This is a genomic window from Streptococcus sp. UBA4344 (assembly GCF_002393675.1).
Classification (GTDB): domain Bacteria; phylum Bacillota; class Bacilli; order Lactobacillales; family Streptococcaceae; genus Streptococcus; species Streptococcus vicugnae.
In genome coordinates this window covers 1-9599 of the sequence record NZ_DGTE01000043.1, presented here as the reverse complement: position 1 = coordinate 9599, position 9599 = coordinate 1, and the positions used below count along the sequence as shown (strand labels likewise).

Sequence of the window (9599 nt, the reverse complement as noted above, 5' to 3'; positions counted from 1 at the left end):
TGGACGAAAAGACAAAAGAAGATGCTTTTTACACAAACCTTGAGTTTGGTACAGCAGGTATGCGTGGGGTTATTGGCGCTGGTACAAACCGTATCAACGTTTATGTAGTACGCCAAGCTACTGAAGGTCTTGCAAAACTTATCGAAACAAAAGGTGAAGACGTTAAAAAACGTGGTGTTGCTATCGCTTACGATTCACGCCACTTCTCACCTGAATTTGCTTTTGAGTCAGCTCAAGTTTTAGCAAAACACGGCATTAAGGCTTATGTTTTTGAATCACTTCGCCCTACTCCAGAATTGTCATTTGCTGTTCGTCACCTTGGTACATTTGCTGGTATCATGGTGACTGCAAGTCACAACCCTGCACCATTCAACGGTTACAAAGTTTACGGTGAAGATGGTGGACAAATGCCACCTGCTGATGCTGATGCTTTGACTGATTTCATTCGTGCTATCGATGATCCATTTGCTATCGAATTAGCTGATCTTGAAGAAAGCAAAGCTTCTGGTCTTATTGAAGTTATCGGTGAAAATGTCGATGCTGAATATCTTAAAGAAGTTAAAGATGTTAACATCAACCAAAAATTGATTGATGAATATGGTAAAGACATGAAAATTGTCTATACTCCACTTCACGGTACAGGTGAAATGCTTGCACGTCGTGCGCTTGCTCAAGCTGGTTTTGAATCAGTTCAAGTTGTTGAAGCTCAAGCTGTTCCAGATCCAGACTTCTCAACTGTAAAATCACCAAACCCTGAAAACCAAGAAGCATTTGCACTTGCTGAAGAACTTGGACGTAAAGTCGATGCTGATGTTCTTGTTGCAACTGACCCAGACGCTGACCGTCTTGGTGTTGAAATTCGCCAAGCAGATGGTTCATACCGCAACCTTTCAGGTAACCAAATCGGTGCTATCATCGCTAAATACATTCTTGAAGCACACAAAACTGCTGGAACTCTTCCAGAAAACGCAGCTTTAGCAAAATCAATTGTGTCTACTGAATTGGTTACAAAAATTGCTGAAAGTTATGGCGCTAAAATGTTTAACGTTTTGACTGGTTTCAAATTCATCGCAGAAAAAATTCAAGAATTCGAAGAAAAACACAACCACACTTATATGTTTGGTTTTGAAGAAAGTTTTGGTTACCTAATCAAACCTTTCGTACGTGATAAAGATGCTGTTCAAGCTGTTCTTATCGTAGCTGAAATTGCTGCTTACTACCGTTCACGTGGATTAACTCTTGCTGATGGTATTGAAGAAATCTACAAAGAATACGGATACTTCGCAGAAAAAACTATTTCAGTAACTCTTAGTGGTGTTGATGGCGCTGCTGAAATTAAGAAAATCATGGATAAATTCCGTGACAATGCCCCAGTTCAATTTAACGCAACAGATGTTGTTAAAACTGAAGACTTCTTGGCTCAAACAGCTACAAGTGCAGCTGGCGTTGAAAAATTGACAACACCACCAAGTAACGTTTTGAAATACACTCTTGCCGATGATTCTTGGATTGCGGTTCGTCCTTCAGGTACTGAACCAAAAATCAAATTCTACTTCGCTACTGTTGGTAAAGATTTAGCTGACGCTGAAGCTAAAATTGCTAACATCGAAAAAGAAATCAATGCATTTGTTAAATAAATCTAATTAATGATGTTTAAACTCCTTCTATTTTTATAGAGGGAGTTTTTTATGCATTGCTTTTCAGTTTAAGAACATTAAAGGTTAGTTATCTATTGATTTACATAAATATATTTACATAAAAAGAAACAACACCTAAGGGAGAAAAGGTGTTGTTATGTTGTTTTTTAGAGAGTTTGCATTTCATGAATTGGTTGTTTTAAATATTACCTGTTAACCATGCAACGATAAAGAATAATGCGAAACCAAAGAGATAGATAAGACCGATGATTGATAAAACTTTCAACCATGGTTTGATTTGGTGTTCTTTGTTGTTGACCAATGAATAGTTCAAGTAGCCAAAGAACGGAGTTGTAATAAATGACGCAATCATCGCAAAGCGAAGCATTGTTGCCACGTTACCAGCAAATAGATAAACAATAACGAGACCAACTGCTGCAGTCACAGTCATCCAAATGTAAAGAGCTTTTTGTGATGACTCTTTTTTACCGAGCAACAAACGAAGAGATTCGTTATTGGCACGAGAGTAACCATCAATAACAGTGATAACTGTACCAAAGATGCATAGGAAGGCGATTAAAGTAATCAAGAAACGAGCCCATTCACCAAGAACTTCAGCATACATATTAACAAACTGAGCGATATAAGCTGCTGATGCTCCTTGTACTTCTTCACCAGAGCCAAATTGAATTAAGGCACCAAGCGCACAGAAGATAAGTGCTAAGATTGCTGTTCCAATGTAACCAATATTAAAATCAAAAACAGCATCCTTCTCTGACATATTGACTGTTTTACGTTTTTCAACTGACCACATTGAATTGATGGCTGAAATTTCAATCGGACAAGGCATCCATCCCATCAATGAAACGATAAATGGTAGAGCAGCCATGCGCCAAGGTGTAGGCGCTTCAAAGTTTGGAGCATATTCACGATGTTTAAATAATGCAATGACTACCGCAAGAACAGTTGCAATTGTTAAAGCAGTCATTACCCATTTCGCAAGTGAATCAAGGAAGCGATAACCACCAATAAGTAACATTGCCCAGATGATCACAATGATAATTGTAGTTAGTTGAGAGATACTCATCCCAAGACCATTTGGGAATACGTTATATAAGATGGCTGCGCAAAGGATACCGACACCTGCTGTATTTACAATAGCTGAAAATACATTCAAAATGAAGAAAATGGCAAGCCAACCTTTTCCTTTTTCAGCATATCCTTCAATCAAGCTTTTGTTATTTTCCATTGTGTATTGTGAACCGAAACGGAAAAATGGATATTTGAAGATGTTAATCAAAATGATTAGCAAAGCCAATTGCCATCCATAGATAGCTCCTGCTTGTGTAGATGAAACGATGTGTGAGCCGCCAACTGCAGCTGATGCCATTAGAATACCAGGGCCAAGTGCTTTTAACTTAGTACGCCAGGTTGACTGTTGTTCTATATTTTCAGTCATAAAATAGACCTCTTTCTAAATAAACTTTTCAACTTTCAGATAATTCTGAATTGTGCAAGAATTATTTTACAACTCAAACCAACAAAAGTCAACCTTTTTGCGTAAATTTTCTGAAAAAACTGAAAAATATTTTTTGAATTTATTTTTTTATATTAGCTCTTAAATTACCTACTAAAAAAGCCAAGAGCAATTCTTGACTTTTTTAGTTAGTGAATTCTCAATATCTAAAGTATTTCACATAACCAACCACTACTATTATTAAAATCAAAATAGCAATTATCAATTCAAGTAAAAATAAAGCATTTAACCAATGATAAGCTACAAAAATCTTTTACTTCCCTTTAATGCAGTCGCTGAAACAATAAGAGGAAAAGTTAAGGCTGAGAAACCTGGATTAAAAACATTTTTCAATATTCTAGGAACGTGGTATAGAACAATAAAATATAAGACTTGTGATAAGAGAACTAATCCAAGTAGTAAAGGATGATGAACAGTCTCAAAAGCGTTCTGATAGGCTACAAGTACAAGTGCAGGAGCACAAAGTGTCGCCAAATTTGCTCGTATGTCTTCTAGGATACCATGTCTATAAAGCCTTAAAAAACAACGGGTAATAACATAATGACAGTGAATAATATATAAGCAAAAATGATTTTGCCTAGATGTGAGTAACCTGTCCATGGAACAGTTACGCTAGATATCCCAATTCCGATATAAAGGACTGCCCAAGAGGAAAAACATTACTCAATTTAAAATTCCAAAGAAAACGTTTTGAAAAAACAATTATATAAATGATTAGCAGGATAAAAGATAGCCACCAGATGCTTCGAAAAATCAATTCAGTGATTCCGTACAAATCTGGAAAAACATCACAATAAACAATCATTAGCCTACCTTGCATTAAAAGTGTTGGAAAAATTGAGGCTGTCAAAGGGTCTTTTAAGCTAGCTAAGTAAGTATGAAGGGATTTAATAACAGCAATCATTAAGAAGAAATACAAAACAAATGCTATCCCACCCAAGATATAGCGTAATATCAATGAATAATCACCTAAAATATTCCCAAGCGAAAAGAAGCTTAATCCAAGCCCCCCAATGCTAAAGGAGGTTCTTTTACCTTTCTCATGCATTCTCCTTAATTTATAATTTTTTCTAAAATAATTGCGTAAAAAATACCTCATGCCAATATTTAACACGAGGTGTTTTTTATTTTATCATAAAAGCGTTAAAGTCAAAAGACCTTTAAAAATTTAGAATAAGCTTTTGAAGAAATTAACGATAGCTTGCCAAATGTTTGCCAAAAAGCCTTTCCCTGATTCAATAGCACTTGAAGAATCAAAGTTAAGATTAATTCCCTTAAAGGTTGATCCAGCATTTGAAACAATGCTATCTTTCAAAGAAGCCAAAGCTGATTTGAAACTACTGCTATCAATAATACTTGATTTTGAAAGATTAAAAGCAAAGTTGACAATCATATTGATTTGATTGTTTGATAAAACATCTTTTAATTTATAATTATCAAGTGTTTCATCAACGATTTTACGGACATCATCTTTTGACACGTTTGAACCTGCATCTGCTACTGCTGATTTAATATCTGCTAAGGCAACGTTCAATTTATCAGCATCATAGCCATCAGTTCCTTGATTTTCAGCGTTAATCGTTGACAAAGTGTTCAATTCTTCTTGTGCCAATTGTTTACTTTCATCAGAAACTTTGGCACCATTTTCTTCAAGTGAGTAATAAATACCTGCTAAAGCTGATTCACCAGTTACTGGGATTGGAGAAGCTACTGTGATTGCAGCATGCTCAATTCCAAGAGTAACAGCAGCGTTTCGATACATATCAGAAGTCACTTTTGTGATATTCTCAGGAGTGACAATATTAACTGTCAATGTCTCTGAAGAGCCTAGTTTTTGAATTTTTACTGATGAATACAGCTGCAAGCTTGGATCGTCAGCAACATCCATAATATTTGCATAAGCACTAGTTGTAATTGTTTTAACACTTGTGTCTTTTGAACTGTCATAACCAAGTAAAGATAATGTTTGATTGCGTTGATCATCAGACAAAGAATAACCTAAAACGTAATCTGGTTGAACATATGTTTCATCAATAACATCTTGAACAGAATTGCTTGCTGCCTGAACATGCCCAACAGTTACTGTTGAAAATAAAGCTAGCGCACAAGCCATAAGCGTTTTTTTAAATTTCATCTTAATTAATTCCTTTCACTTAGGTATTTAATTATAGCACTTCTTGTCTAAAGCGTCTGAAAAAAACTGTACTTACTCGTGTAATTCTAAAGGTAAACCATCTGGATCAAAGAAGAAAGTCATTTTTTTACCAGTATAGTCATCATGACGGATAGGTTGTACGTAAACACCCATTTCTTCGAGTTCTGCTTTATAGGCTTCGATATTTTCTACATAGAAAGCTAAGTGGCGAAGACCGCACGCCTCCATGTGATACTCAGGTTGCCCAACTCGCTTTGGAGGAGCAACATAGGCTGGATCTGACGTTTTGTTTCCAAAAATTTCTAGCTCAATAGAACCACATTTCAAATCTAACTTATAATCATGACGCTCCGGACGATGATTTTCACGAATAATGTCAAAACCAAGTTTATTAACGTAAAAATCTCGTGATTTGTCATAATCAGATACAATAAGAGCCACATGGTGAACAGCAATTAGTTTCATAAAAATCTCCTTATAAGATATTGTCAGAAAAAAAGCTGAGAATAAAACTTACTCCCAGCTTTTTCTTTAAAAGGTCATTTGATTGTAAGAATAATCAAAGGCTTTATGTATGTCATTAGATGCCTTGTCATAGGCAACCGCTGATTCTAAACTACCTCTGACAACGATTCTCGCAGTTGCTTCCTGATCGGTACACGTTACTAATGTAACTAAGGCTTGATCGGGAACATCATTTAAGACATCTGAACGATCAGGTGCCACTGAAAAAGTGTCGGTGATAACATATGTATAAACATTTGATTTATCTGTAAGATAAATCTTCATTCCGGCTTTCGCATTTTCCAAAGGAGAAAACAACATCTTTGATGAACCAGAAACGCCAAAAACATGATGACTAGCAAGGGCATAGTTATTTTGCCCACCCATTACTTGATCCTCTTTCATCGTTCCAGCACCATAAGATAATTCAGTATTTCCTAAACCTTTAAAGATTGGTAAGTTGATACCAAGATCTGGTACGGCGATACTACCAATGACAGGAAGATCTGTCTTAGTTGATTGAGTTTTTAAAACAGACTGAACCGTGACGGGTTCAACCGCAGAGAAATCAAAAGTAACTTTCGCCTTTTGGTTATCTTGAAGTTTCTTTTTAGTCACTTTATTGATTTGATAACGATTTGACTGATGACCAATCAAAAAATTACAAATGGATTGGTTAAAAATCAAAGCAAGCCCAAATAATAATAAAATCAAGGAAATTGTGACTCTAAGAAATGTCAAGAAACGATGCGTTTTCTTCTCTTTTTTTACCATTCTAATCTTCTACTTCTTCAGTTTCTTGTTCTTCTTCTGGTTGTACAAGAGCAAGTGTCATGATTTTAGCGTCCTGATCAAGGCGCATAATTTTAACACCAAGTGTTGCACGACCAGTTTGTGAGATATCAGCAACACTTGTACGAATCATAACACCAGTATCAGTAATAACCATGATATCTTCATCACCATTTACGGTTACAAGTCCAGCTAATTGACCATTTTTTTCAGTGATATTAGCAGTCTTGATACCTTTACCACCGCGACCTTTAGTTGGGTACTCAGAAGCAAGCGTACGTTTACCGTACCCTTTTTCAGTAATGACAAGAACCTCTTGATCATCTGTAATACGTGATGCGCCGATGACTTCATCTCCTTCACGAAGGTTAACCCCACGAACACCAGTTGCTGAACGGCTCATACTGCGAACATCAGATTCATTAAAGCGAACACTGTATCCTGTTTTAGTACCAATGATGATATCATCACTACCGTTAGTGCGGATAACATTAATCAACTCATCGCCATCTTTAAGGTTAAGTGCCTTAAGACCATTTTGACGGATATTGCTAAATTCAGATTCTTTAGTACGTTTAACGACACCTTGACGTGTGACAAAGAATAAGTAATTTTCGTGATCGTCACTACCTTTTTCACTGATAATTGTCTGAACGATTTCACCTTCGTCAAGTTTTAGAAGGTTGACGATTGGCAAACCTTTTGCAGTTCGTCCATATTCAGGAATTTCATAACCTTTCAAACGGTATACACGCCCTTTATTTGTCATGAAATAAACATGATCATGAGTGTTGGTAGATACTAATTCACGAACAAAATCATCATCATTAACACCTGTACCTTGAATACCGCGTCCACCACGACGTTGTGCTCGGAATTCATCTTGAGCTAAACGTTTGATGTAACCTTTATTTGAAAGAGTAATCAAGACATCTTCTTCTTCAATCAAGTCTTCATCTTCGAGTGAAAGGACTTCACCAACCATCAATTCTGTACGACGTGGATCAGCGTACTTACGTTTGATTTCGTCCATTTCTTCTTTGATGATTGTAATTACACGTTCCGGTTTTGCCAAAACATCAGCCAAATCAGCAATCAAAGCAAGAAGATCATCGTATTCAGCTTGGATTTTTTCGCGTTCCAATCCTGTCAAACGACGAAGACGCATATCAAGGATAGCTTGACTTTGACGTTCAGATAAGTCAAAACGACTCATCAATTCGCCTTGAGCAATCACGTCAGTTTCACTGTTCCGGATAATGCTGATGACTTCATCAAGATGATCAAGAGCAATTAGCAATCCTTCTAAGATGTGAGCACGTTTTTCAGCTTTAGCCTTATCAAACTCTGTACGACGTACAATAACTTCTTTTTGGTGTTCAATGTAATCAACGATGATTTGTTTCAAAGAAAGAATCTTTGGAACACCTTTTTCAATAGCAAGCATGTTAAAGCTGAAGTTTGTTTGCAAGCTAGTAAGTTTGAATAAGTTATTTAGAATAACGTTTGCTGATGCGTCACGACGCACTTCAATGATAAATCGGATACCTTCACGGCTTGATTCATCACGAACGGCGGTAATTCCTTCGATACGTTTTTCTTGTGCTAAACGAACGATGTGTTCGTGAACTTTTGTCTTATTAACACCATATGGGAATTCTGTAACAACGATACGTTCACGGCCACTCTTAGTTGTTTCAATCTCAGTACGTGAACGTAATACGATAGATCCTTTACCTGTTTCATAAGCTTTACGAATACCAGATTTACCCATAACTAGAGCTCCTGTTGGGAAATCGGGACCAGGCAATACTTCCATTAATTCACGAGTTGTGACATCAGGATTATCCATGACTAATTTAACGGCATCAATAGATTCACCTAAGTTATGTGGCGGAATATTTGTTGCCATACCAACAGCAATACCAGTAGCACCATTAACAAGTAAGTTAGGAAAACGTGATGGCAAAACAAGTGGTTCACGTTCACTACCATCGTAGTTATCTTGGAAATCAACAGTATTTTTGTTAATATCGCGAAGCATTTCAAGAGCGATTTTACTCATACGTGCTTCTGTATAACGTTGTGCGGCAGCGCCGTCACCGTCCATAGAACCAAAGTTTCCGTGTCCGTCAACAAGCATATGGCGGTAACTCCACCATTGTGCCATACGAACCATAGCTTCATAAATTGATGAATCACCGTGTGGGTGATATTTACCCATAACATCACCGACGATACGGGCGGATTTAACAAATGGTTTATCTGGTGTAACACCAGCTTCACTCATACCATAGATAATTCTTCTATGGACTGGTTTTAAACCATCTCTGACATCTGGAATTGCACGAGAAACAATAACAGACATCGCGTAATCTAAGAAGGAACTTTTAACTGTAGACACTAATGGAATATTGGTTAATCCAGCAGCAATACCGGCTTCAATGATATCTTCACCACCGGATTTGACTTCTTGTTAGACTTCTTCAGTATTTTCTTCTTCAGAAACTACTTCTTCGTTTTCTAATTTTTCATCTTCGAATGTCATATATTTTTTCTCCTTTCATTAGATGTCTAAGTTCTTAACAAACTTCGCGTTTGTGTGAATGAATTCTTTTCTTGGATCGACATTATCGCCCATTAAGTCAGTGAAGACTTGTTCGGCAAGAATAGCGTCATCAAGAGTAACTCTTAACATCTTTCTATTTTTTGGATCCATAGTGGTTTCCCATAATTGTTCAGCATCCATTTCACCAAGACCTTTATAACGTTGGAATGGATAGCCTGGTTTTAATTTTAATTTTTGTTTAATTGTTTCTAATTGGTCGTCATTGTAGGCGTAATATTGCTTACCATGATATTCGACTTTATATAGAGGAGGTTGAGCGATATAAACGTAGCCTTCTGTAATTAAAGGACGCATAAATCTGTAGAAGAAAGTTAATAATAAGATACGGATGTGAGAACCATCGAC

General features: G+C 36.6%; 7 protein-coding genes and 1 pseudogene. 1 reads left to right on the top strand and 7 read right to left on the bottom strand.

The genetic code is table 11. The annotated features are described in order from the left end of the window. On the top strand, positions 1-1637 hold a 1637-nt coding region (locus B4D49_RS08435; protein WP_286784101.1), incomplete at its 5' end, for a phospho-sugar mutase. 199 nt (positions 1638-1836) lie between these two features. On the opposite strand, the gene B4D49_RS08430 is transcribed toward B4D49_RS08435, so the two are convergent. The 7 genes and pseudogenes from B4D49_RS08430 to B4D49_RS08400 form a co-directional block, all read right to left on the bottom strand. After that, entirely contained in the window at positions 1837-3096 is a 1260-nt protein-coding gene (locus B4D49_RS08430; RefSeq protein ID WP_199543924.1) for an NRAMP family divalent metal transporter, read from the bottom strand. Positions 3097-3781: 685 nt separating this feature from the next. Next, on the bottom strand, positions 3782-4222 hold the full coding sequence (locus B4D49_RS08425) for a hypothetical protein (protein WP_286784100.1): 441 nt from the start codon (positions 4220-4222) through the stop codon (positions 3782-3784). A gap of 120 nt (positions 4223-4342) precedes the next feature. Next, entirely contained in the window at positions 4343-5308 is a 966-nt protein-coding gene (locus tag B4D49_RS08420; protein ID WP_132869603.1) for a DUF1002 domain-containing protein, read from the bottom strand. 72 nt (positions 5309-5380) lie between these two features. After that, on the bottom strand, positions 5381-5794 hold the full coding sequence (locus B4D49_RS08415; protein WP_199543922.1) for a VOC family protein: 414 nt from the start codon (positions 5792-5794) through the stop codon (positions 5381-5383). 66 nt (positions 5795-5860) lie between these two features. Next, complete coding sequence (locus B4D49_RS08410) at positions 5861-6607, bottom strand: class A sortase (protein WP_199543921.1); 747 nt, start codon at positions 6605-6607, stop codon at positions 5861-5863. A 1-nt stretch (position 6608) separates the two neighbouring features. Then, positions 6609-9059 carry a DNA gyrase subunit A gene (gene gyrA / locus B4D49_RS08405; RefSeq protein ID WP_286784102.1) on the bottom strand — a complete coding sequence of 817 codons (2451 nt, stop codon included), beginning with the start codon at positions 9057-9059 and terminating at the stop codon, positions 6609-6611. Between the two features lie 132 nt (positions 9060-9191). Then, positions 9192-9599: pseudogene (locus B4D49_RS08400) on the bottom strand (DNA topoisomerase IV subunit B); the annotation flags it as partial.